General features: G+C 61.2%; 17 protein-coding genes. 5 read left to right on the top strand and 12 right to left on the bottom strand.

The window, feature by feature from the left end; translation table 11 throughout:
* Nucleotides 1–99 precede the first annotated feature (99 nt).
* A complete protein-coding gene (locus tag B208_RS0117050) occupies nucleotides 100–1485 on the bottom strand; it encodes an ATP-binding protein (RefSeq protein ID WP_007983372.1) in 1386 nt (461 codons plus the stop codon).
* Nucleotides 1486–1690: 205 nt separating this feature from the next.
* Here B208_RS0117050 and B208_RS0117045 point away from each other — a divergent pair, with 205 nt between their 5' ends.
* Entirely contained in the window at nucleotides 1691–2086 is a 396-nt protein-coding gene (locus tag B208_RS0117045) for a hypothetical protein (RefSeq protein WP_007983371.1), read from the top strand.
* A gap of 39 nt (nucleotides 2087–2125) precedes the next feature.
* Here B208_RS0117045 and B208_RS0117040 read toward each other — a convergent pair whose 3' ends face one another.
* From B208_RS0117040 to B208_RS0117015, 6 genes are all read right to left on the bottom strand, one after another.
* Nucleotides 2126–2494, bottom strand: a complete 369-nt coding sequence (locus B208_RS0117040; RefSeq protein WP_007983369.1) for a hypothetical protein — start codon at nucleotides 2492–2494, stop codon at nucleotides 2126–2128.
* A 105-nt stretch (nucleotides 2495–2599) separates the two neighbouring features.
* Nucleotides 2600–3652, bottom strand: coding sequence for an NAD(P)-dependent alcohol dehydrogenase (locus B208_RS0117035; RefSeq protein WP_007983367.1), 1053 nt, complete (start codon nucleotides 3650–3652; stop codon nucleotides 2600–2602).
* A 170-nt stretch (nucleotides 3653–3822) separates the two neighbouring features.
* Nucleotides 3823–5955, bottom strand: coding sequence for a dipeptide ABC transporter ATP-binding protein (locus tag B208_RS0117030; RefSeq protein WP_007983365.1), 2133 nt, complete (start codon nucleotides 5953–5955; stop codon nucleotides 3823–3825).
* Nucleotides 5952–6845: an ABC transporter permease gene (locus B208_RS0117025; RefSeq protein ID WP_007983363.1), complete on the bottom strand. Its 894-nt coding sequence runs from the start codon at nucleotides 6843–6845 to the stop codon at nucleotides 5952–5954. The genes B208_RS0117030 and B208_RS0117025 overlap by 4 nt, the downstream gene beginning before the upstream one ends.
* Complete coding sequence (locus B208_RS0117020) at nucleotides 6845–7804, bottom strand: ABC transporter permease (protein WP_026177911.1); 960 nt, start codon at nucleotides 7802–7804, stop codon at nucleotides 6845–6847. The genes B208_RS0117025 and B208_RS0117020 overlap by 1 nt, the downstream gene beginning before the upstream one ends.
* Before the next feature lie 14 nt (nucleotides 7805–7818).
* Nucleotides 7819–9444, bottom strand: coding sequence for an ABC transporter substrate-binding protein (locus tag B208_RS0117015; protein ID WP_007983360.1), 1626 nt, complete (start codon nucleotides 9442–9444; stop codon nucleotides 7819–7821).
* Between the two features lie 153 nt (nucleotides 9445–9597).
* On the opposite strand from B208_RS0117015, the gene B208_RS0117010 reads away from it, so the two are divergent.
* From B208_RS0117010 to B208_RS0117000, 3 genes are all read left to right on the top strand, one after another.
* Complete coding sequence (locus tag B208_RS0117010) at nucleotides 9598–10854, top strand: Zn-dependent hydrolase (protein ID WP_007983358.1); 1257 nt, start codon at nucleotides 9598–9600, stop codon at nucleotides 10852–10854.
* A gap of 525 nt (nucleotides 10855–11379) precedes the next feature.
* Entirely contained in the window at nucleotides 11380–12195 is an 816-nt protein-coding gene (locus B208_RS0117005) for an IclR family transcriptional regulator (protein ID WP_007983356.1), read from the top strand.
* A gap of 1236 nt (nucleotides 12196–13431) precedes the next feature.
* On the top strand, nucleotides 13432–14427 hold the full coding sequence (locus tag B208_RS0117000; RefSeq protein WP_007983354.1) for a phosphate uptake regulator PhoU: 996 nt from the start codon (nucleotides 13432–13434) through the stop codon (nucleotides 14425–14427).
* Between the two features lie 56 nt (nucleotides 14428–14483).
* Here B208_RS0117000 and B208_RS0116995 read toward each other — a convergent pair whose 3' ends face one another.
* Nucleotides 14484–14912, bottom strand: coding sequence for a GlcG/HbpS family heme-binding protein (locus B208_RS0116995; protein WP_007983351.1), 429 nt, complete (start codon nucleotides 14910–14912; stop codon nucleotides 14484–14486).
* A 203-nt stretch (nucleotides 14913–15115) separates the two neighbouring features.
* Nucleotides 15116–16282 carry a glutathione-independent formaldehyde dehydrogenase gene (locus B208_RS0116990; RefSeq protein ID WP_018129010.1) on the bottom strand — a complete coding sequence of 389 codons (1167 nt, stop codon included), beginning with the start codon at nucleotides 16280–16282 and terminating at the stop codon, nucleotides 15116–15118.
* Between the two features lie 301 nt (nucleotides 16283–16583).
* On the opposite strand from B208_RS0116990, the gene glyA reads away from it, so the two are divergent.
* A complete protein-coding gene (glyA, locus tag B208_RS0116980) occupies nucleotides 16584–17828 on the top strand; it encodes a serine hydroxymethyltransferase (RefSeq protein WP_007983345.1) in 1245 nt (414 codons plus the stop codon).
* A gap of 54 nt (nucleotides 17829–17882) precedes the next feature.
* Here the strand turns inward: glyA and B208_RS0116975 are convergent, their stop codons facing one another.
* The 3 genes from B208_RS0116975 to B208_RS0116960 form a co-directional block, all read right to left on the bottom strand.
* Nucleotides 17883–19613, bottom strand: coding sequence for a BCCT family transporter (locus B208_RS0116975; protein WP_007983344.1), 1731 nt, complete (start codon nucleotides 19611–19613; stop codon nucleotides 17883–17885).
* Nucleotides 19614–20026: 413 nt separating this feature from the next.
* The gene (gene ilvA, locus B208_RS0116965; RefSeq protein ID WP_007983340.1) at nucleotides 20027–21265 is read right to left on the bottom strand and encodes a threonine ammonia-lyase; all 1239 of its coding nucleotides are present in this window, start codon (nucleotides 21263–21265) and stop codon (nucleotides 20027–20029) included.
* Nucleotides 21266–21364: 99 nt separating this feature from the next.
* Nucleotides 21365–23875 carry a GcvT family protein gene (locus B208_RS0116960; protein ID WP_007983339.1) on the bottom strand — a complete coding sequence of 837 codons (2511 nt, stop codon included), beginning with the start codon at nucleotides 23873–23875 and terminating at the stop codon, nucleotides 21365–21367.
* Nucleotides 23876–23956: the final 81 nt, after the last annotated feature.

Below are 23956 nucleotides of genomic sequence, written 5' to 3'. Positions count from 1 at the left end.
GTTCCGTGCACCGCGTCGCGGCGGTGGGGAAAGGGTCCCTCGGAAACCGATGGGGGAGAATTTGGTTTCGATGATACGCGAGGAGTTCCGAATCGAGACCTACGAAACGATTTCGGCGGGTGTGAACAGCGAAACGTCGTCACGCTCGTCGGCAGTGGCTCGAAGTCCGTCCGAAAACCCGGAGCGACAGAAACAGCAGTAGTGGTACGCCGGTTCGGTGCCGTTTTCCGGCGTCCAGCGAACCTGCGCCGCACTCCGCTCTAAGTCCGCCAGATCACCTTCGTTCATCTCCCGAGACGTGTACTTACATTCACCGGCGACGAGCGTGCCATCGCTTCCGAGACCGACGACATCGAGTTCGTGCTGCCGATGCCACCAGTATCCGATTCCTTGGTACGCCTTCGGAATTAGCGACGGAAGTGCTTCCTGGCAGATGATCTCGAACATCGACCCCATGTAATCGGAGAACGACGGCTCGACCGACCGCTCGTACGCGTCATCACCGAGTTGAACGAGCGTTCCTTCCTGACCGTAGACGTACCGAAACCAGAACCGGAAGAGCGGTTCGTTCAGTCGATATCGGCTCTTGCGTGTCGCGTTGGGGTCGGCCGTCACCGGGATATCTCGCTCGACCAATCGGAGGCGACGAAGTTTCGAGAGATACGATCCGAGCGTGTTCGAATCGACGCCCGCGAAGTTTGCGATCTCGTTTGCTTCACGCTTTCCGGTCGCTATCGCCCGGAGAATGGTGTAGTACGTCTGCGGTTCTCGGATTCCGAACTCCGTCCGGAGCAGGAACTCCGGCTCGTTGTGGAGAACGCCGTGTTCCGAGAGCACGTGGGACTGGATGTTTGCAGGAAGCGATGCGGAGGGGGTGAGTGCTCGCAAGTAATACGGTGTTCCACCGAAGACGCCCCGATATCGAAGTATCGTATCCGGATCGTCCGTGGGATAGAATCGGCGTGCGTTCTCCAGCGAGAGCGGCGGGAGGTCGATTGCCGCCGTGCGCCGACCGTACAAGGGACTCCCTCCGCCGAGGACCTTCTCCTCCATAACGCTGATCGACGATCCGACGAGGACGAGCGTCATCGCCGTGTCTTCGAGGTGTAAATCCCAGACGCGCTGGATCTTCGATGGAAGCGCTTCGTCCGACTGGACGAGATACGGAAACTCGTCGAGGACGACGACCGCGTTCTCCCGACCGAGCGCACGCAGCAGGGCCTCCCAGTCACGTTGGATGTCGTCTAAGAGGGGAAACGTCTCACTCGCCGTCTCGACGAAGTTAGCGAGTTGCACCTCCGGCGTCTCCTCTGTTGCCTGCCAGTAAACGGCGTCGTCAGTATCTCGTATCGCCTCGCGGACGAGTGCGCTCTTCCCGAGTCGTCGGCGACCGTAGATGACGATCAGGTCGGCGGTGTCGCTTCGAAACCGAGACTGCAACGTATCGAGCTCTTGCTCGCGGTTGACGAAACGCGGTGGGTTCATGCGTCGATTTCGAGACGACGGTAGATAATGCTGGCGATTATCTAAATCACGATTTTACTAATCACGATTTTACTAATCTGGACGAACCGCGATTCGGTACGTTCCGTCGACGACGCGAAGGGGACGGACGTCGAGTGAAGAGGGTCGTTTCGTTGAGCATGCAGGCTCAAGCCTTAGACGGGTTCGGCGGCAGTGTCCAAACACGATGTTCGGACTCGGCCCACTCACAATCGGCAAGAAGGCGGCGAAGTTCGGCTACAAACGATACGGGATACCGGGCGCGGTGATGGCCGGTAGCGCGGGCGCGGTCGGCTACATCGCGGTCCGACGCGCGGTCAAAGCGGCGGTCGAACGAAAGGACGTCAGCGGAGCCATCGACGCCGGGACGATTCAGTCGGCGGTGGACGAGAAGGGAATCGACGCGATAACGGACCGCGAGACGCTCGAATCCGCCATCGACGAGGAGAAACTCGGCACGGACGTCGATATCGACGAGGTGCGGTCCACGACGGAGGAGGAGACGGACGAACTCGACGAAACCGCGGCGACGGACGAGGACGGCGCTTCCGACGCCGACGGCGGAGACGAGTCCGACTCGTAGACTGGGAGCCGTGACCACCGGCGTCGCCTCGACCGCTCGTCAGTCCGATTCGAGCCACGCCTTGTACGAATACCGGTCCGCGGACAGCGATTCGCCGAAGTCGATATCGAGTCTGATTTGATACTCCTTTTCGGTGTGCGCCGGGACGATCACGTTTTCCGATTCCTCGTACGTGCTGCCGCCATCGACTTTCACTTGCGCCCAGAGCGTGCCCGATTTCGTCTCGTCCGAATCGTTGCGCACGCTCGCGGTGACGACGACGTTTCCGAATCCCGTGACCCGCGAGTCGGTGGTCGTCACTTCGAGGGACCCCGTGAGTTTCGAGACGACACCGCTACAGCCGGAAAGGGCCGTCATACCGCCACAGACGAATAAACCGCCGGTGCGAAGCAGGTCGCGTCGTTGCATGGTCTATCGCTCCCGAAGAACAACGGACACATAATTTTTCCGTCCCGTCCCCGCGGTGACTCCGAAAAGAGTGAGCGTTCAGCGCGGAATTCCGCGTCGAGCGCTTCAGCTGAAGTCGATGAGAGGTTTGATGATCCCTTCCTCTTTCGTGTCCATGAGCTGAAACGCCTCGTCGATGTCCTCGAAGTCGAACCGATGGGTCGTCATCCGCGTCGGGTCCACCTTGCCCTCATCGAGCAATCGAAGCAGGCGGCGGAGCCGGAGGCGACCGCCGGGACAGAGCGACGTCACGATGTCCTTTTCGGCCATACCGACCCCCCACGCGTCCCGCGGGATGTCCACGAACTCCCCTTCGCCGTGGTAGCCGACGTTGGAGATGACGCCGCCGGGTTTGGTGACTTCGATACACTGTTTGAACGTGGCGTTCGACCCCAGCGCTTCGATGGCGGCGTCTACGCCCTCCCCGTCGGTCAGATCCATGATGGCGTCGACGGTTTCGACCTCGGTGTAATCGACCACCTCGTCGGCGCCGTAGAATTCGGCGAGTTCTTGGCGCTTTGGAACGCTTTCGACGGCGATGACCTGCCCCGCACCGCGGAGCGCCGCCCCCTTCGTTGCCATCAACCCGACCGGCCCTTGGGCGAAGACCGCGACCGTCCCGCCGATTGGAATATCCGCCCGCTCGGCCGCGCCGAAGCCGGTGCTCATCATGTCCGTGACGTACACCGCGGCCTCGTCGCTGACGCCGGACGGGATGTGAGCCATGTTCGCGTCGGCCTCGTTCACGTGAAAGAACTCGGCGAACACGCCGTCCTTGACGTTGGCGAACTTCCACCCGCCGAGCGCCTCGTTCGATTGCGACGGATGCCCGTCCTGTGCGGCCGGCGACCCCCAATCCGGGGTGATAGCGCCGACGGCGACGCGGTCGCCGGGTTCGAATTGCTCGATCTCGCTCCCGACCGATTCGACCACACCAACGGCCTCGTGGCCGAGCGTGATGTCCTCGCGTTCGCCGATTGCCCCGCCGACGGTGTGCACGTCGGAGGTACACACCAGCCCCTTCGTCGGCCGAACGATGGCGTCGTTCGGTCCCGCTTCCGGTTCGTCCTTCTCGATAACGTCGGTTTCGCCGATGGAACGCATCACGTACGCTTGCATGAATATCCCCCGGCACCACTTCCACGTCCACCCACTTCAATGGAATTCCCGACTTTGGCAATCTGGTTCCGAGCACGCGATCCCGTGCAGTATTTAAACTATTGAAGTAGTTATGGCGACAATAAAAGAAATCGACGACGGACGGCAGAGTGGCCTGACGTCGAAACGGGTCAGTCGTCGGACGTCGATTCCGCCGTCTCGACGAACGACCGTCGTTCGCTCATCTCCCCGACGGAGAGGTGACAGGAGATTTGGTGACCGCTGTCTCCCTCTTTTTCCTCCAGCGTCGGTTCGGTTTGTTCACAGACGTCGCCGATTTTCTTCGGACACCGAGTCTGGAACGGGCACCCGGACGGCGGGTTCAGCGGACTCGGCACGCTCCCCTCGAGCAGGATGCGGTCGGTCTTCCGCGACGGATTGGCGTGCGGAACCGCCGAAAGCAGGCTCTCGGTGTAGGGGTGGAACGGGGCCGAGAACACCTGTTCGACCGTGCCGAACTCGGCTATCTTGCCGAGGTACATCACGGCGATGCGGTCACAGATGTGTCGGACGACGCCGATGTTGTGTGAGATGAACAGGTACGACAGCCCGTACTCCGCCTGAATCTCGTCGAGCAGGTTCAGAATCTGTGCCTGTACGGACACGTCCAGTGCGGACACCGGTTCGTCACAGACGATGAGTTTCGGTTCCACGGCGAGCGCGTGCGCGATGGCGATGCGCTGTTGTTGCCCGCCCGAGAACTGGTGGGGATACTTGTGGAGCGCGTCGGGCGAGAGGCCGACGCGCGTCAGCAACTCGCGGGTTCGCTCCCGTTTCTCCTCGCCGGTCGCGATGTCGTGTTTCTCCATCGCTCGGCCGATGATTTGACCCACGGTCTTTCGCGGATTGAGCGAACTCTGCGGGTCTTGGAATATCATCTGCATCTCGCGGCGGAGGCTCCGCACCTCCGACCCGCTCATCTCGTGGATGGGTTGCCCCTCGAAGTACACCTCGCCGTCGGTCGGTTCGAGGAGTTTGAGCGCCGTGCGCGCGACGGTCGATTTGCCACACCCGCTCTCGCCGACGAGACCGACCGTCTCGCCCTGATAAATCTCGAAGTCGATGCCGTCGACCGCCTTGACGGCCCGCCGTTCGAGCGTCGGCATACCGCCGTCCGAGCGCGTGAGCGTGAGATCACCGAAGAACCCGTCGCCGGACGGGAAGTGCTTTTTCAGGTTTTTCACCGCGAACAGCGGTTCGCCGCTCCGGTCGATGCGTTTTCGCTCGCCGCTCGATTCGTCGGGGGTGTACCCCTGCCTGAGGTCGATTTCGTCCGTGCGGATACACGCCGCACGCGACGTCGTTCCCGCGGCCGGTTCGAGCCGGGGATTGCCGCCGGTCCGACAGGCCTCGGTCGCGTACTCACACCGGGGTGCGAAGTTACAGCCGCTGGGCAGGTCGGTGAGGTCCGGCATCGACCCGGCCAGCGTCGGTAGGTCGTCGTACTCCACGTCCGTCTGCGGAATCGAGTCGATGAGACCGCGCGTGTACGGATGCTGGGGATTGTCGAACAGTTCGTCGAGTTCCGCCGTCTCCACGAGGTTCCCCGCGTACATCACGCCGACGTGGTCGCACGTCTGGGCGACGACGCCGAGGTTGTGCGTTATCATCAGGATGGCCATCCCCTTTTCCTCCTGGAGTTCGTTCAGGAGGTCGAGGATTTTCGCCTGCGTCGTCACGTCGAGCGCCGTCGTCGGCTCGTCCGCGATTATCAGGTCCGGCTTGCAGGAGAGGCCGATGGCGATGAGCACGCGCTGGCGCATCCCGCCCGAGAACTCGTGCGGGTAGTCGCCGAACCGCTCGGCCGCGTCCGGGATTTCCACGTCGCGCATGACCTCGATGGCCTGTTCGCGCGCCGACTCGCGGTTGCCGCCCTGATGGTGCAGTATCGTCTCGACGATCTGTTCGCCGACCGTGAGCACCGGATTCAGCGACGACATGGGGTCCTGCGGGATGAGCGCGACTTTGTTCCCGCGAACGGACCGCATCTCGGGTTCGGAGAGTCCCAACAGGTCCACGCCGTCGAAGACGACTTCCCCGCCGGTGATTTCGCCGGGGCTATCGACGAGTTGGAGCAGCGAGCGCGCGGTGACGCTCTTTCCGGCCCCGCTTTCGCCGACCAAGCCCATTGTCTCGCCCGAATCGAGGGCGAACGATACGTCGTTGGCGGCGACGACCGTCCCGTCCTCCGTCAGGAACTCCGTCCTGAGGTCTCGAACGTCGAGGAGGGGAGCGGACCCGCCGTCCGCGTCGTTTCCGTTCATTCTATCGAATCCACCTTGGGGTCGAGCACGTCTCTCAGGCCGTCGCCGAGCAGGTTGAACCCGATGACGGTGACGGCGATGGCGATACCGGGGAAGATGATGATCCACGGCGCGGTTTGCATGAACCCGCTCCCGTTGTTTATCATCAGTCCCCACGACGGCGTCGGCGGTTGCGCGCCGAGGCCGAGGAACGACAGGCTCGCCTCCGCGAGCATGGCGAAGGCGATGTTCAGCGACCCCTGCACGAGCAGCGGGGCCGAACAGTTCGGCAGCACCTCGCGGAAGATGATGTGCGAATTGCTCTCGCCGCGGGCGATGGCCGACTCGACGTACGCCTCGTTTCGCTCCGAGAGCGTCGCGCTCCGGGCGACGCGAGCGATGTACGGCGTGTAGACGAACGCCAGCGCGATGATGACGTTCGTGAGTTCGGGGCCGAGGACGACCATCAACGTCAACGCGAGCAGGATGGGCGGGAAGGACATCGCGGCGTCCATGAACCGCATCAGCAACTCGTCGATGATGCCGCCGTAGTACCCGGACACCAGTCCGATTATCGTTCCGATGAGGAGCGCGCCGGTGATGGCACCGAAGCCGACTTTCAGCGAAATCCGACTGCCCATCACGACGCGGCTGAAGATGTCACGGCCGAGGTCGTCGGTTCCGAACGGGTGGTCCATCGACGGCGATTGCGTTCGGTCGGCGACCGACGTGTGTGAAATCGAGTACGGCGCGATGAACGGCGCGAAAATCGCCACCACGACGAGGGAGACGACGATGACGAGGCCTATCATCGCCTTGGTGTTGTTCCTGAACTGCCGCGCGAATCGCTGGAAGCGTTCTATCCGCGCGGACGTGGCCGTCGAATTCGAGTTCGACGTCGAGGTCGCCATTATTCGTCACCTCCGTAGCGAATCCGCGGGTCGAAGTAGCCGTAGAGGATGTCGGCCGCGAGGTTCGAGAGCATGTACATCAGCGCGACGACGACGATACAGCCCTGCAACAGGGGGATGTCGCGACTCTGGATGGCGGTCAGCGTCAGCCTGCCGATACCCGGCCAGAAGAATACCTGTTCCAGCACGACGACGCCGCCGAACGCGTAGCTGAACTGGAACGCGATGACCGTGATGACTGGGATGATGGCGTTCCGGAGCGCGTGCTTGAGGACGATGACCCGCTGGGTCATCCCCTTCGAGCGCGCCAGTTTGATGTACTCTTCGGACATGACTTCGAGCATCGACGAGCGGGTCATCCGCATGATGTAGGCGGTGAGGGCGAATCCCATCGCCGACGCCGGGAGGACGAGGTGGGTCAGCGTTCCCACCGGGTCCTCGCTCGGCGGGACGTAGCCCCCCGTCGGGAAGATGTTCAGCCAGACGGCGAAGACGAGGATGAACACCAGCCCCCACAGGAAGATGGGGATGGAGACGCCGATGAACCCGAACATCGACGCGAACAGGTCCGGAAGCTCGTTCTGTTTCACCGCGGCGATGACGCCGAGCGGCAGCGCCAAGACGACCGCGATGAGCGTCGCCGCTCCGGCGAGGAGGAGCGACTTCGGGAGTTTCTCCATGATGAGCGCCATGACCGGGTCGCCGAAGCGGAGCGACGTTCCCATGTCGCCCTGAACGAGTCCGAACACCCAGTCCACGTATTGGACGTACAACGGCTTGTCGAGCCCCATCTGTGCTTGGAGCGCCTGAATCGACTTGTCGGTGGCGTTCGGCCCGAGGATGAGCAACGCGACGTCCCCCGGAAGAATCGTCGTCACGATGAACGTGATCATCGTCACGAACAGGAGGGTTAGCACCATGAACCCCAACCGCCTCAGTAGATAATTAGACATTGACATGGTGGGTCACCGAGTTATCCGTCGAGCCAGTTGTCGTCGAACCGAAGCGTCGAGCCGTCCGGCGTGCCGATTTTTCCTTTGTAGTCGGTCGAACCGGCGTACAGGTTCGCCTGCCACCAGAGCAGGAGGTGCCCCGCGCGGTCCTCGTGGAGGATTTCGGTCGCCTCGTGGTACAGTTCGGCGCGCTTGTCCTCGTCGTACATGTGGCGGGCCTTCTCGACGAGTTTGTTGTATTCGTCGTTGTTCCAGCCGGTGAAGAAGAACGCGCCGTCGGGGTGGAGGAACTTGTAGAACGACACGTCCGGGTAGGTCAGCGCGAGGTACGAACTGGTCGTCGCCTCGAAGTTCTGCTTGCTGTAGACGTCAGAGAGCCACGTACTCCACGTGATTTTCTGGATGTTGAGGTTGATGCCGACCTCGGACGCTTGGTCCGAGATGACCTTCGCACCCTGCACCTGCGTCGGGTAGGATTGCGGAATCTTGAACGAAACCGAGAATCCGTCGGGCATGCCCGCCTTCTTCAGGTGTTCTCTGGCCTTGTCGAGGTCACGCGGACGCGGTTTGATGTCGGGGTTCACCCACTTGCTGCCGGGCGCGGCGGGCGTCGCCGTCGTCTTGCCGGTGCCGTAGAGCGCCGCCTCGCTGATCTTCTCCTTGTCGAGCGCGTAATCGAGCGCGAGGCGGGCGTGTTTGTCGTCGAACGGCTTCTTGTTGCAGTTCAACCCGAGGTAGACGAGCGCCTTCGGGAACTGCTTTTCGAAGCGGACGGACGAATCGTTCTTGAGCGATTCGACGTCCTTCGGCGGGACGCCGTTGACGAAATCGTACTCGCCCGCGCGGAACGACTGCAGTCGAACGTTGGGGTCCGTAATCTCGCTCTTGACGATTTTGTCGAGGAAGGGCCCGTTCTCGTCGTTGGCGTTCCAGTAGTCGTCGAACTTCGTCATCGTGAACGACGTCTCCACCTCGTGGCTCTCGAACTGGTACGGCCCCGTTCCGATGGGTTCCTTGATCTTCTTCTTCTGTGCTTGTTTCTCGGGGACGATGTGCATCTCCCCGGTCGACATCCGCGAGAGGAACGGCGCGAACGGTTCGGACAACTGCACGACGAACGTCTGGTCGTCGGGGTTGTCCATCGAGTCCACGAAGTCGAAGAACCCGGTGGCGAGGTACTCGCCGTTCGCAATCCGCTTGTAGGTCGCGAGAACGTCTTTGGACGTCATCTCGCTGCCGTCGTGGAATTTCACTCCCTTCTGGAGGGTGAACTCCAGTTTCGTGTTGTCGTCGGAGGTCGTCCAGTCCTTCGCGAGATGGGGTTTCAGCGAGTAGTCGGGAGCCAACCGGATGAGGGGCTCGGTGATGTTTTCGAGCACGCGGTTGGTCGCGGCTGCGCTTTCGAGGTGAGGGTCGAGTCCCTGCACGGGCACGGCACCGCCCCACTGGAGCGTGCCGCCCATCTTCGCGTTTCCGTCCCCGTTTCCGCCGCCGGAGTCGTCCGAGTCGCCGCCACCGAGACAGCCGGCGAGCGCGACGGGAACACCGGCCGCCGTCGCGGCGAGGAACGCCCGGCGGTCGACGCGTCCGTGACCGGCCGTATCGCTATTATTTTCATTCTTGCGGCTATTGCTATCGCTTGGCATAGAATAGCGCACTCAACCGTCCGTGATAAAGATTATGAAAAAACCGACACGATAGTTGGATTTCTGAAGTGAAACCGGGCGTCAAACCTGTAAGTCGAATGCCTGATTGGGAAACAGTCAAATAGGCGGGTGGGCCACGTTGCCTTGGTACGCATGCAGGTACGCGAGCAACGGCTACGACGTGACATCGAGGCCAACGCGGCGTTCGGGTCGGTCGCGGTCGAAAACGGTCACGGTCGAACCGTCCTCACCGGAACCGAGGCGGACAGGGAGGCAAGAGAGTATTTTTGCGAGCGATTGCGGGACGCCGGTCTCGACGTTCGCGTGGACGGCGTTGGAAACATCGTCGGCCGGTGGACGCCCGAGAGCGCGGACCTCGACGCGGCCGCGGTCGCCGCCGGGAGCCACCTCGATTCGGTCCCGGAGGGCGGCATCTTCGACGGCCCGCTCGGTGTCTACTCCGCGCTGGAAGCGGTTCGGGCGATGCAAGACGCGGGCGTCGAACCGGCGCGGCCGGTCGAGGTCGTCTGTTTCACCGAGGAGGAGGGCCAGCGGTTCGACGGCGGGTTGCTCGGTTCCGCCGTCGCCGCCGGGGAGATGAGCCTCGAAACGGCGCTCGCGCTCGAAGACGAATCCGGCGTGACGCTCGAAGCCGCCCTCGACGACATCGGCTTTCTCGGCGAGGGGCGCGTGGCCGCCGACGAGTGGCACGCGTGGCTCGAACTCCACATCGAACAGAGCGAGCGCCTCGAAGACGCGGGTATCCCCGCCGGAATCGTGACGACGATAACGGGACTCTCCCGGTGTGCCATCGAAATCACCGGCGAAGCGAACCACGCGGGATCGACGCTGATGGACGACCGGTCGGACGCCCTTGCGGGGGCGAGCGAGTTCGTTCTCGACGTCGAACGCGCCGCGCGTGAGCGCGTCGAAGCCGAATCGGACACGGCGGTCGCCACCGTCGGCAAACTCGACGTGGGACCGGGCGCACCGAACGTCATTCCGGGACGGGCGGAACTGACCCTCGATGTCCGCGACATCGAACAGGAGTCCATCGAGTACGTCGTGGACCGAGCGAAGCGGAGCCTCGACCGCATCGAAACCGAGCGCGACGTGACGACTGCGTTCGAGCGGCCGTGGAACCGCCACCCCGTTCCGATGAGCGACCGGTGTCGCACCGCGCTGGAAGCCGCCGGGGAGACCGCGAACATCGACACGTTGTCCCTGCACTCGGGTGCCGCCCACGACACCATGCACGTTGCGAATGTCACGGATGCAGGCCTACTTTTCGCCCCGTCACGTGACGGCATTTCACACAATCCGCTGGAGTGGACCGAGTGGGAGGATTGTGCCGCATCGACGCGCGTCCTCGCGGGTGCGCTAACGCGACTCGCCGACGCTGACGAATAACGGCGTTCTCGAACGAGCAAATCGGACTGTTCTTGGCTAGAAGACCGAGAATCGAGCGTTTCAGCTCGTCATCAGCGGGATTCTCGTTTGAATATCCTCCGCGGCGAAGTACGCTTTGTCCACACAACAGCCCTTGATTCAGCGATTTTCGACCGATTTCTGTCCCTTCTCTCGTCGCTTCGGTCGTTATACCTATTGAGAACAGGAGCTAGCTTCATCATTAACCATACAGGGCGTGAAACGCGCATTTTCGACCGGATAGCATTATCCGTTTCAGATAATGGGTAACACAACTCGTGAACGGCCTAAATGTCCACAGTCAATTTGCACGTATTTTGAACGCAAGCTCAAAAATGATGAGCTGCCGTGACACCGATATCGGCCGTTCGAGCCGAAATTGAGGGCTTCGAGAATCGGACGGGTCGTCTGTCGATTTCGACCCCGACGACGGCTATCGGTTCGAAGCCTCGGAAATCTTTGCTCCATATACAAACGCTTTTATCGCTCTATTTGGTATCGGTTAGCATGGCAGATTCCACCGAAACCGGCTCGTCGCGGACCCTAAAGACGGTCACGCGGGCGTTCGACGTGATTCAGGCGCTGGAGGAGTTGGACGGCGCGCGCGTCACGGAGCTCGCCGACCATCTCGGGATGTCGAAAAGTGCCGTCTACAATCACCTCACGACGCTTCGGGAGAACAAGTTCGTCGTCCAGGAGGGAAACACCTACTCGCTGTCGTTGCAGTTCCTCCTCCTCGGCGAGTACGTTCGCAACCAGAACAAACTGTACAGCATCGGAAAACCCGAAATCGAAAGTTTGGCCGACGAAACGGGGGAGTACGCCCACCTCGCAACCGAACAGCACGGTCTCAGCGTGAACCTGTACAAGGTGCGAGGCGAGAAAGCGGTCGGGAGCAACTATCAGACGAGCAAACTGCAGAAACCGGACTATCTCCACTTCTCGGCGACCGGGAAGTCGATTCTCGCGTCGCTCCCGCCCGAGCGCGTGGACGCCATCGTCGACCGCTACGGACTGGTTCGTAAGACGGAAAACACCATCACCGACCGAGAGGAACTGGATTCGGAACTCGAACAAATCCGAGAGCGAGGGTACGCGTACAACGACGAGGAGGAGATAGAGGGTCTCAAAGCCATCGGCGCGCCGGTACTCGACAGGAACGGTCGCGTTCTCGGGGCGGTGAGCGTTTCCGGTCCAACTAACCGGATGAACGAAACGGAGTATCACGACATGATCGTCGAGAAAGTGACGAACGCGGCGAACGTCATCGAGGTGAACATCAACATGGCGGAGCGCGAGGCGGACCATCCGAAGTTCATCTGACGATACTCGTCTCCGCTCGCGCCGAGAACGACGACCGTAACGGAGCCTTCCATTACAGAATTACTACTGTAATGGACGGGTGTCGGCGGTGAGTTCGAAACCGGACGGGCATCATGTAAAATCAATGTATTTCATAACGCTATATCAACCGAGAAAAAGCGTCCCGTAGTTTGTGAGGGTTCCTCCACTCTGGAGGAAATGGTTTGCCGGTCGTACTCTCGACCGTGGAAACGGGAAAGTCGTCTCGGGTAGTTGGTTTCCGAACGTCGGTCGAGAGTCTCGTGTTTCGTCGATAAACCATCACCAACTGAATAGATTGGCTTTTTTGACGACGAAATTACAGCAACTGCATGCCGAAATCGTTTATCGCCTTCGCTGCACTATAGCAGGTTGCAGGGTGCGGCTCTCCCCGCCACGAAACACGGACCAAGTGCGTTCGTTCAGCGGCACCCGATAGCCATCTTCATCGCTTCGACGTGCGCGTTTTGATACACGCGGCGGCGAGTGGCGTCGGCCACGTGTTCCCGCTGGGACGTGTGAAGAAAGCACACGAACTGCGCTAATCACGCCACGCGTACGGAAAATCATCCGAACTGTAACGCTGAGCATCCATCGGCGTTTCCTTCGATAGTTACAAGAAACGGTGGAGGTTCGATGGCGGTGTGATGGGTCCACTGTTTCTACAGGCCGGAACAAACCGAGTGCCACCTGGTCGTTCGAAAGAACTTCGCTCTCTCGTAATGTCGAGACGTCAGCGGCGTCTCGAACCACTCGGATGCTTTTGAACCACTTGACCAGAGTCGGTTCACCGCAGCCCATTTTGGAGGTTTATATCGTTGATATTTGTATTCCATATCGACGAACAGAATCCCGGCGAGCAGCGTGTTCTACTCAGCGAATTGATGGGAGCCATCGGTCGCTCATCGCACAGCTGTCAGATGGTCCCGTAACGGTTTACGTCCCAACGCGTGCGCCGTTGAGGGGAAACCGTACGCCAGTGATTCGATAGTTCGTCGCAGATTATATCAACGAACTTCGCCCGAAATATGCGCGACGTCACCGATTCATCCCAGGGATTCCTTCTTGAAGAGTCGCCACAGAGATGGCCGAAATGCGACGAAAAGCCAAACCGAATACGTCTCAAAATATCTCATCCGATATAGCCATATATCTATATATTCCAATAGAATATATATTTTAGGAAGTTTTTATAGTCTCTATTGTGAGTATGGGGATATGGAGACACGGAAAGTGCAGATCACGGGCGGGTCGACGTACACCGTTTCCCTTCCGAAGGGATGGGCGACGGAGAACGAGGTATCGGAAGGTAGTGCGCTCGGCATCTACCCGGACGAGTACACCCTCATCCTCACGCCGAATCACCGCGACGAAGCCCTCGAAGGGCACTTCGACGGCACCGGTTGCGGCGGTGACGAACTCGTTCGCACTGTGATCGCCATGTACGTGAGCGGGTACGACGTCATCACGGTCGAAACCAGCCGTATCACGGCCGACGATCGGCGCGCCATCCGCACGGCCACGCGGACGCTCGCCGGTTTCGAGGTGATAAAAGAGAGGGACAGAACGTTCGTCGTCCAAGTGCTCTTCGACTCCTCCCAGTTTTCGCTCACCAACGCGGTCGGGCGGATGCACGTCATCGCCCTCGAAATGTTGAAAGACGCGATACGTGCACTCACCGAGCGCGACGACGCTCTCGCGCGGGACGTCATCGACCGCGACGACGACGTCGATAGACTGTGGTTCGTCGTGTCACGACTGTTCCGAAAGACGCTCCGAACGCCCGCCGCGGTCGAGGAACTCGGCATCCCGCGGGAGGTCTGTTTCGACCTCTTCACCGGCGCTCGCCAACTCGAACGCATCGCCGACCACGCGGCGAAAATCGGTCAGGTCTCCGTCAAACTCGATTCTGTCCCCGAACCCGTATCGACGTCGGTCGTGGAACTCCACGAAGAGGCGGAACGCATCATCGAGACCGCCACGGAGGCACTCCTCGCCGACGACCGTGAAAACGCCGTTCAGCTGGCGAACGAGGCTCGCCACGCGGTTTCCGAAGTCGACCATCGTGGCCGCGCTATCGACGATCATCTCCGCGACCTCGGTCCACACCAAGCCCAGCAACTTCGACTGAGCATCGATTCGCTGTCCCGGTGTGCCGACTACGGCGGCAACATCGCCGAGGCGGCGCTCCAAAAGGCCGCCCCGCGGCCGTAGCTCACGGGTATTAAAGCGAATAGTACAAGTTCGCTCTCCGCCTCGGCGGTTGCCCGTCAGTTATTCCGGTTCCACTCCTCGACGCCCGCCTCGGCGACTTCGCGGTCCTGTTCGACTGCGCCGCCGGAAACGCCGAACGCACCGACGACCTCGCCGTCGCGTTCGAGGGGATAACCGCCGCCGAAGACGACGATTCGGTTGTCGTCCGTCGTCTGGAGTCCGTAGAGAGAGTTCCCCGGTTCCGACGCTTCGGCCAGTTCGTGCGTCGGCATCTCCAGCGCGGCGGCCGTGTAGGCTTTGTTCCGCGAGATGTTTACCGACGCGAGCCACGCGTCGTCCATCCGATGTTGGGCGACGAGGTTCCCTTCGTCGTTCGCAACCGTGATCACCATCGGATTCTCTATCTCGTTCGCTCTCTGTTCTGCGGCTTCGATGAGCGTCTTCGCCTCGGAAAGTGAAATCGATTCCATCGTGAATAATTCCATGGTGGAAAGGAATAACGATTCACCACGGTATAGAAACACCATTAAATGCGGTTACGGAAGTCATGTTTGTGGGAGAAATATAACCAATACCAGTTACATCACGTCGTCGAGCGTGACGGGAAGAAACGCGGTTGGTGGAAACGGCGATTGATGCGGAAAACGGTCGAACGAGAAGTAATTTGACGACGGAATCGAACGCCGGTTCAGGGTTCGAGCAGCACTTTCGTGAACCCTTCCTCGCGGTCGTCGAATCGGTCGTACATCTCGGGAGCTTGTTCCAACCCGACGCGGTGAGAGACCACGAAACTGGGGTCGGCACGGCCGGAGATGATGAGGTCGCGGAGTTCTCGGTTGTACTCTTTGACGTTACATTGGCCGGTACCGAGGCGTTGGCCCTTCTCGAAGAGCTTTCCGAAGTCGATACCGAGACGGCCCTGTGCCGCCATCTCGTCCGGTGCGCCGGGGTCCTCCGGGACGTACAACCCGATGATTCCGAGTTTGCCGGTGGGACGGACGGTCCTGATCAGCTGATTGAGAACGACCGCGGGGTTCTCCCGTGCCGGGTCGTACGCATCGTCGGCCTGTTTGTCCGGGTCGACCGCCTGATAGCCGACCGCATCGACGCCTTTGTCCACTTCGCCGCCGTGTTCATCGATTATCTGTTCGACGGGGTTGCCCGCTTCGAAGTTGATGGGCGTCGCATCGCAGTGTTCCTCGGCGAGGTCGAGGCGGCTCTCCACGCGGTCGACGACGTAAATCTCCGATGCGCCTTTGATTTTGGCGCTGTAGGCGGCCATCAGTCCGACCGGTCCGCCGCCGAAGATGGCGACCGACTCGCCGGGTTGGAGGTTCGCCAGTTCCGTCCCGTGCCATCCCGTCGGGAAGATGTCCGCGAGCAACGCGAAGGCGTCCTCGTGTTCGTCGCCGTCGGGGAGTTTCAGCGCGTTAAAGTCCGCGAACGGTACGCGCATGCGGTCCGCCTGCCCGCCCTTGTACGGACCCATGCCGACGTACCCGTACGCGCCACCCGCCGGTACGCTCCCGGTGTCGTTCACGGTCTGGCAAAAGCCCGTGTACCCGTTCTCGCAATTCTCGCAGAATCCACACGCGACGTTGAACGGAATCGAAACGCGATCGCCGACCGAGAGGGATTCGACGCCCTCCCCAACCTCGTCGACGATGCCCATCGGTTCGTGCCCGAAGACGAGGCCGGAGTCGGCCGCCGTCCGCCCCTCGTACATGTGGAGGTCGGAGCCGCAGATACAGGTCGTCGTGACGTCGATGATGACGTCGTTGGGGTTCTCTATCTCCGGTTCCTCGACTTCCTCCACGGCGACCTCGTGTTCGCCCTTGTAAACTACGGCATCCATTGACATTTGGTATACAACCTCGCGTTATTCACGAACGCAAAGCCACATATAATCGCGTCTGTAAACAGTAACATGTTTAAAAGCAATTTGGAAATAATCCGGCCGACATCCGTCTTCGAGACGATCGTTTCGTTCCGCGTCATCGGTGGACGACAGGGTGATGAAGACGGGTGGAAACGTTGCAGAACGCGAACGTTCACGGCAGAGACGGAAGAGTCCATCCGTCTCGCCGACCTTCAAAAACATCCGGCGTGAGACACCCGAAAAACTACGCCGGACAACGTATGTAATCTGTTCACACATGTCGGAGCAACTCGAAGGGAGAAATTCGACGGTCGAAGCGGCGATCGAAAACGAGCGCGACAGACAGGAATCGACGCTGGGGATGATCGCCTCGGAGAATCACGTCTCCGAGGCGGTGATGAACGCACAGGGAAGCGTCTTCACGAACAAGTACGCGGAAGGCTATCCCGGCGGCCGGTACTACGGCGGCTGTGAGCACGCGAACACCGTCGAGGAGTTGGCGGTCGAACGAGCCAAACGGCTCTGGGGTGCCGAGCACGTCAACGTGCAACCCCACTCCGGGACGCAGGCGAACATGGGCGTTTACTTCGCAATGTTGGACCCCGGCGACCGAATCCTGTCCCTCTCGCTGAGTCACGGCGGCCACCTCTCGCACGGCCACTCGGTGAACTTCTCCGGGCAGTTGTACGAAGTCGAACAGTACGAAGTCGATCCGGAAACCGGATACATCGATTACGATGAGTTCGCTACCCACGCTCGAGAGTTCGACCCCGACCTCATCGTCAGCGGTTCGTCGGCGTATCCGCGGGAGTTCGACTTCGAGCGATTCGCCGCCGTCGCCGAGGAGGTGGACGCCTACCATCTTGCGGACATCGCCCACATCACGGGGTTGGTCGCGGCGGGCGAACACTCGAATCCGGTTCCGCACGCCGATTTCGTCACCGGGTCGACGCACAAGACGATTCGTGCGGGACGGGGCGGCATCATCATGTGCGACGAGGAGCACGCTGATGCCGTCGATTCGGCGGTCTTCCCGGGCGCACAGGGCGGTCCGCTCATGCACAACATCGCGGGCAAGGCGGCCGGGTTCGGCGAGGCGCTCGAACCCGAGTTCGAAGAGTACGCGACGCGGGTCGTCGAGAACGCCAAAACGCTGGCGTCGGTGCTTCGAGAGCGCGGATTCTCGCTCGTCTCCGGCGGGACGGACAAACATCTCGTCCTCGTCGACCTTCGTGACTCGCACCCGGACCTCACCGGAAAGGAGGCCGAAACCGCACTCGACCGCGTTGGTATCGTCGTCAACAAGAACACCGTTCCTGGGGAGAGTCGGTCGCCGATGGTGACGAGCGGCATCCGAATCGGCACACCCGCCGTTACCACTCGCGGATTCGACGCGGAAGCGATGCAAACCGTCGCGGAAACGATTGCGGACGTGTTGGATGCGCCCGACGACGAGACCGTCCTCGAACAGGCACGCGGTGACGTCGGCCGCCTCTGTCAGGAGTTTCCGATTTACGAGTAAAAACGTGGGGGCGCGAAGACGGAATTTTTATGTTCGGCTCGAAAGGAATGAACGTCAGTCGTCCTCGTCGCTCTCGGCGGGACGGACGGACGCCGCACCACTCGTCCCGCCGCCACTGCTACTTCGACCGCCGAGTAGCGTATCGTCGTCCCGGATGGACGCCCCCTCCTGAACGAGGACGCGTCCCTTGAAACTGCTGAACTCCTTCACCATGCCGTACACGCCGATGAGACCGATGATGGCGACCGGTCCGCCGGTGATGATGGCTGCCTGTTGGAGCGCGTTCGTACCGCCGATGACGATGAGGACGGCGGCGACGAGCCCCTGAAGGACGCCCCAGATGAGGCGGTTGAGTTCCGAGGGGTTCTCCTCCCCGCCGGTGGTCAGCATCGCGATGCCGAGCGTCGAGGAGTCGGCCGAGGTGACGAAGAACGTGATGACCAACAGGAAAAACAGGCCCGACAGCAGGGCACCCGCTGGAAGCGCTCCGAACAACGGATAGCCGGAGACGGCTTCGTTACCACCGTAGTTCGCGAGGACGCCGAGGATGTCCGCTTGACCGAGTTGTTGCATCCGCATCGACATCCCGCCGATGACGAGGAACCACGGAACCGTGGCCAGCGTCGTGGCGATGACGCCGACGAACGTCACTTCGCGGATGGTTCGACCGTACGAAATCCGCGCGAGGAAGATGCCCGAGAAGGGTGCCCACGAGAACCACCACGCCCAGTAGAAGATGGTCCAACTTCCGAGGAACGACGAATCGGTCGCCGCGCCCGTGAACAGGCTCATTTTGATGAACTGGTTGAAGTACTGACCGACGGCCTGCGTCCCCAGATTGAGCACGAACGAGGCCATCCCGTTGTAGATGCCGATGAAGAAGACCAACACTCCCAACGAGACGAACACGATGACGTTCAGTTGGGAGAGCCGCTTGATACCCTTCTCGACGCCGCTGATGACGGAGAGCGTGAACACCGTGGTCACGCCGATGATGACGAGGATGATGCCGAGGTCGCCGAGTTGGACGCCGAAGATGTCGAGCGGGAGCGCCGACGCCGACGCCGACGGCGTTCGGACCGACCCGAACTGATAGTCCATCCCCATCAGCAACTGCTGGCCGATGAATCCGAGCGACGTGGCGATGCCGCCCATGGTCCCGAACACCGCGATGAGGTCGACGAGTCGCGCGAAGTAGCTGTCGTCGAGATTCTCGACGCCGACAATCGGGGCGATTACGGTAGAGAACTTGAACGGCGCACCCTTCTTGTGTGCGAAGTAGCCGATGGGCACGCCGACGATGAGGTAGGCCGCCCACGCCGAGATGCCCCAGTGGAAGAACGTGTACTGGAGCGACCCCAGCATGCGTTGCTTCGCGGGGGAGTCAGCACCCGCGAGTGGGGTTCCGCTCCCGTAGTGGAAGATGGCTTCGGCGGGACCCCAAAACACGATTCCGGCGGCGATTCCGGCGGAGAAGAACATCGCAAAATAAGTGAGGAAGTCGTGCCTCGGTTCCGCATCGGGAGGACCGAGTTTGATCTTTCCCCACGGGCCGAAGATGAGGAACGTCGTGAAGCCGACGAATATCAGCATCGCCCAGAGGTAGAACCACGAGAAGTTGGTCCACAACCAGTCGTTGATGGCTTCCATGGTGGTTCCTGCTTGGTCCGGGCCGACCAGTAAGACGTATCCGAGGAACGTTACCGCGGTCAGAATCCCGAACCCGAACACGAGGGGGTCTATTTCGTCTACGAACTCGCGTACGATTCCTTGTTCTTGACTCATATTTCGCTCATGTAATCTCCTGTTACGTTTTTTGTACCGCACGGAACTACGCGTCGGCCGTCCGTTCGAGCAGTTGACGACGATATCTTCGGCGCTCGACGACGTGTCGCTCGAATTCAACGGCGATTTCCCAACAATCCATTGAATCGTTGTCAGATGTCCCGAGACGGCTGAGAGGCGATGTACGCTCGAATCCGACATCGAACCCATGTTCCAGGACACCATGACACAATGCCACATGCCTCTGTCTTGAGATTCGATAATAATAGCTCGTGTTTCTATACTGTGGTCTATTTAATGGACGGACAAAAATTTAATCGCCACCGTATTTTATAGCAACTCATCGAACGCACTATGAACGAAAGAGAGAACCGCTCGACTTCGACGATGGCGGTCACGCGTCCGAAACCGACTCAGGAGTTGACGTGGATGACCTCGTAGGAGTGACTGCGTATCGAACGGATGATATTCCTCGCCTGCCCGGCACCGCTCGTCTCCACCTGGAAGACGAGGTAGGCCTCGCCGACGTCCAGTTCCGGTGCCGAGCGGTCGTGGCGGACGTTGCGAATGTTCGCCCCGTGGTCCGCGATGATGCCGGACACCTCCTGCATCTCCCCGGGTTGGTCGTGGATGCGCACCCGAAGCCGAAGGAGCTGCTCGCGGTTCGTCAACGCGTGCACCAACACGGTTTGCAGCATCGTCATATCGAGGTTTCCGCCACAGAGCAGCGGCATCACCGTCTCTCCCTCGACGTCGAGGGATTCGCTCATGACGGCCGCGACCGAGGCCGCACCGGCACCTTCGACCACCTGTTTCGCCCGCTCGAGGAGGAAGAGAACCGCACGCGCGATTTGGCTGTCGGTCACGGTGACGATTTCGTCGACGTGCTGTTCGATGAGCGAGAGCGTCAACTCGGAGATGCCGCCGGTTGCGATGCCGTCCGCGATGGTGTCCACCGAGTCGAGCGTTTTTGGAATCCCTTTGTCCAGACTGTCGGGGACGGTCGCCGCGCCCGTCGCTTGGACGCCGACGATACGCGTCTCGGGGGACAGTTCGGCGAAAGCCATCGCGATACCCGAGATGAGGCCGCCGCCGCCGATGGGAACGACGACGGTATCGACGGTCGGGAGGTCCTCGTACATCTCGACGCCGAGCGTGCCCTGCCCGGCGATGATGGCCGGGTCGTCGTACGCGTGGATGAGTTCCGCGGAGCCGTCCTCGGCGAGGGACTGTGCGTGATTCATCGCCTCGCGGAAGTCCTGTCCGACGAGTTCCACCTCGCCGCCGTAGCCCCTCGTCGCGTCGATTTTCGTCTGCGGTGCGGTCTTGGGCATCACGATGGTCGAATCGATGCCGAGTTTGGTCGCCGCGAGCGCCACGCCCTGCGCGTGATTCCCGGCGCTCGCTGCGACGACGCGCTCGGTGTCCGTCCCCACCACGTCGCGCTCGATTTTGTTGTACGCGCCGCGGGTTTTGAACGACCCCGTCCACTGGAGATGCTCCATCTTCAGGTGCACCTCGCCGCCGGTTCGGTCGTCGAGCGACGTGCTCCGTTCGACGGGCGTCCGCTTCACGACGGACGGGTCGTCGAGTCGTTCGATGGCCTGTTCGATGTCCGAAAAGGAGAGTCGTTCCGTCGTGTTGGTAGTCATCTGTGTGGTCGTCGTCGTGCACTGCAATGACAGGTGCGGTTTGGCGCGAACGTGTGTCCCGAACGGTTCGATATCTGCGTCGTCATCGTGACACTCGAATCAGCGCAGTATCTTCTCCCGGTCGGAGTCGAACAGCGGTTCGTTCCGCACCGTCGTCGGGAACCGCTCGCCTTCGTACTCCACCTCGACGGACTGTCCGGCGTCGGTGTAGTCGGTCGGCAGATAGGCGTAGGCGATACCGGCGTCGATGGTGTAGCCGTAGTCGGCGCGGGTCGTGTAGCCCAGAATCTCGTCGCCGTCGACGATGGGGTGGCCCGTATCGACGACCGCACCCGGTTCGTCGAGGGTCACGGGAACGAGCCTTCGTTCGATGCCAGACTCTTTGGCTTCGGCCAACGCTTCCTTTCCGATGAAGTCGGTCTCCATGTCCACCGCAAAGGAGAGGTTCGCCTCGTAGGGGTTGTACTCGGGAGATATGTCGGTTCCCCACAGCCGGAATCCTTTCTCCATGCTCATCGAGTTGAGCGTCGCATCGCCCATCGCGAGGACGCCGTGCTCCTCGCCAGCGTCCCAGACCGCGTCCCACAGTTGCGCACCGTACTCCTGCGGAGCGTACAGTTCCCAGCCGAGTTCGCCGACGAACGAGACGCGGAGCATCGTCACCGGAACGCCCCCGACGTACGTCTCCTGACAGGAGAAGAAGGGGAAAGCGTCGTGCGAGATGTCCGTCTCGACGAGTCCTTCGAGGGTCTTGCGAGCGTTGGGTCCCCAGACGCCGAGGCCGCATCGGGCGGAGGTCCGGTCGATGACCTCGACGGTGCCGTCGTCGGGGGCGTGGTCTCGAATCCAGCGGCCCTGCGTCGTCCCCGAACTGCCGCCGCCGGTCAGAATCAGGAACCGGTCCTCGTCGAGTCGGGAGACGGTCAGGTCGGCGAGGATGCCCCCGTCCTCGTTGAGCATCGTCGTATAGCGCACCCGTCCGGGCGACACGTCGATGTCGTTCGAGAGGAGTCCCTGCAGGAACCGCTCCGAACCGGAGCCACGCACTTCGATGGCGGTGAAGGATGTGAGGTCGTACAGCCCGACCCGGTCGCGGACCGCTTGGTGTTCCGCTCCGTGTGCCTTCGACCAGTTGCGACCTATCCACTCGGGTCTGTCGGGGACGTCGTACTCGTCGAGCAGCGCCTCGTTCGCTTCGTACCACTGCGGTGACTCCCAGCCGTCGCTCGCGTAGAACTCCGCGCCGAGGTCCTGCTGACGCGGATAGTACGGACTTCGGCGCAAGCCGCGTTGTTTCTTCGGTTGATTCCGAGGATGGGTGAGCTGATAGACCTCGCGGTACTGCTGTGCGGCTCGGTCGCGGACGAATTCGTCGGCACCGTGGTGGCCTTGGAACCGGTCGATGGACGCACCGGTCGCGTCCACGCGCTCGCCGTCGAGTCGCGGGGTGCCGTTTTCCATCCACTCGGCGATGACGTTCCCGACGCCGCCCGATTGGGTCACCCAGACGGCGAGCGCCCACCAGAGGCCGTCGATATCCTCGGTTTCGCCGAGAATCGGCATCCCGTCGGTGGTGAAACAGAACATCCCGTTCATTTCGGTTTCCCAGTCACACTCCTCGAACGCGGGAATCAGTTCACTCGCGGCGTCGAACGCCGGTTGTTCGTGGTCGGGATGCGTGTTCTCGACGAAGTGTTCGGCCGTAAACTCGCGGAGCGACGGGTACTCCAGTCCGAGGTCGTCCAGTTGGTCCGGGCCGTAGATGTCCTCGGGTTCGACGAGGAGGGGGTCGTGGTTGTACGACCCGATGCCGTAGGCGTCACCGTGCTGGCGGAAGTACAGCGAGCGGTCCTGATGGCGGAGTATCGGCTGTTCGATTTCGCGCTCGGAACCGGCCAGTTCGTCGATGGAATCCGAGACGAGATATTGGTGGGCGCACGGTTTGAGGGGTACGTCGACGTCCACCATCTCGCCGAACAGCGGCCCCCAGATGTTCGTGGCGAGGAGAACCTCGTCGGCCTCGATACGGCCGTGTTCGGTCACGACGGCATCGATTTCCCCGTCGTCGGTTTCGAGGTCGATGACTTTCGTGTTCCCGTAGAACTCGGCTCCGCGTTCGCGCGCCAGATTCGCCATCTCCTCCGAGGCCTCGACCGCGTGGGCCTTCCCGTCGGAGGGGACGTAGAACCCGCCGTGGATGACGTCCGCGTTTATCTGGGGAACGCGCTCTTCGACCGCCGATGGGGAGAGCAGTTCCCCGTCCTCGACGCCGAACGAGCGGGACCACTCGCGCTTCCGTTTGAGGAACTCCCACCGGTCTTCCGTGTAGGCCACCTCGATACCGCCGCACTTCCGGAAGCCGCCGAGGTCGTCGTAGAGTTCCCGCGTGTACTGAGCCATCTTGGACATCAACTTGTTCCCGGCGGTCTGAAACACCAGACCGGGGGCGTGCGAGGTCGAGCCACCCGTTTCGAACAGCGGTCCCTGGTCGACGACGACGACATCCTCGCGGCCAAGTTCGCTCAAGTGGTACGCCGCGCTACAGCCGACACACCCGGCACCCACGATGAGCGTCCCGGCTTCATCGGGGAGTATGCTACTTGTACTCATTTACCACATTAACATCGACGGGAACGTGTGAAAAGGGTCATTGTGAGATAGGACAGGTATTGAAAAAAGGTCCCCCCGTTT

The organism is Haladaptatus paucihalophilus DX253 (assembly GCF_000376445.1).
GTDB lineage: Archaea > Halobacteriota > Halobacteria > Halobacteriales > Haladaptataceae > Haladaptatus > Haladaptatus paucihalophilus.
This window is presented reverse-complemented; position numbering and strand designations above follow the sequence as displayed.

What these genes read in the sequence shown, in the direction of transcription:
- B208_RS0116960 (WP_007983339.1), bottom strand. Translation starts at nt 23,875, where the DNA reads ATGAGTACAAGTAGCATACTCCCCGATGAAGCCGGGACGCTCATCGTG.
- B208_RS0117035 (WP_007983367.1), bottom strand. Translation starts at nt 3,652, where the DNA reads ATGCAAGCGTACGTGATGCGTTCCATCGGCGAAACCGACGTTATCGAG.
- B208_RS0117000 (WP_007983354.1), top strand. Translation starts at nt 13,432, where the DNA reads ATGGAGACACGGAAAGTGCAGATCACGGGCGGGTCGACGTACACCGTT.
- B208_RS0117030 (WP_007983365.1), bottom strand. Translation starts at nt 5,955, where the DNA reads ATGAACGGAAACGACGCGGACGGCGGGTCCGCTCCCCTCCTCGACGTT.
- B208_RS0117050 (WP_007983372.1), bottom strand. Translation starts at nt 1,485, where the DNA reads ATGAACCCACCGCGTTTCGTCAACCGCGAGCAAGAGCTCGATACGTTG.
- B208_RS0116995 (WP_007983351.1), bottom strand. Translation starts at nt 14,912, where the DNA reads ATGGAATTATTCACGATGGAATCGATTTCACTTTCCGAGGCGAAGACG.
- B208_RS0117010 (WP_007983358.1), top strand. Translation starts at nt 9,598, where the DNA reads ATGCAGGTACGCGAGCAACGGCTACGACGTGACATCGAGGCCAACGCG.
- B208_RS0117040 (WP_007983369.1), bottom strand. Translation starts at nt 2,494, where the DNA reads ATGCAACGACGCGACCTGCTTCGCACCGGCGGTTTATTCGTCTGTGGC.
- B208_RS0116975 (WP_007983344.1), bottom strand. Translation starts at nt 19,613, where the DNA reads ATGAGTCAAGAACAAGGAATCGTACGCGAGTTCGTAGACGAAATAGAC.
- B208_RS0117045 (WP_007983371.1), top strand. Translation starts at nt 1,691, where the DNA reads ATGTTCGGACTCGGCCCACTCACAATCGGCAAGAAGGCGGCGAAGTTC.
- B208_RS0117015 (WP_007983360.1), bottom strand. Translation starts at nt 9,444, where the DNA reads ATGCCAAGCGATAGCAATAGCCGCAAGAATGAAAATAATAGCGATACG.
- glyA (WP_007983345.1), top strand. Translation starts at nt 16,584, where the DNA reads ATGTCGGAGCAACTCGAAGGGAGAAATTCGACGGTCGAAGCGGCGATC.
- ilvA (WP_007983340.1), bottom strand. Translation starts at nt 21,265, where the DNA reads ATGACTACCAACACGACGGAACGACTCTCCTTTTCGGACATCGAACAG.
- B208_RS0116990 (WP_018129010.1), bottom strand. Translation starts at nt 16,282, where the DNA reads ATGGATGCCGTAGTTTACAAGGGCGAACACGAGGTCGCCGTGGAGGAA.
- B208_RS0117020 (WP_026177911.1), bottom strand. Translation starts at nt 7,804, where the DNA reads ATGTCAATGTCTAATTATCTACTGAGGCGGTTGGGGTTCATGGTGCTA.
- B208_RS0117025 (WP_007983363.1), bottom strand. Translation starts at nt 6,845, where the DNA reads ATGGCGACCTCGACGTCGAACTCGAATTCGACGGCCACGTCCGCGCGG.
- B208_RS0117005 (WP_007983356.1), top strand. Translation starts at nt 11,380, where the DNA reads ATGGCAGATTCCACCGAAACCGGCTCGTCGCGGACCCTAAAGACGGTC.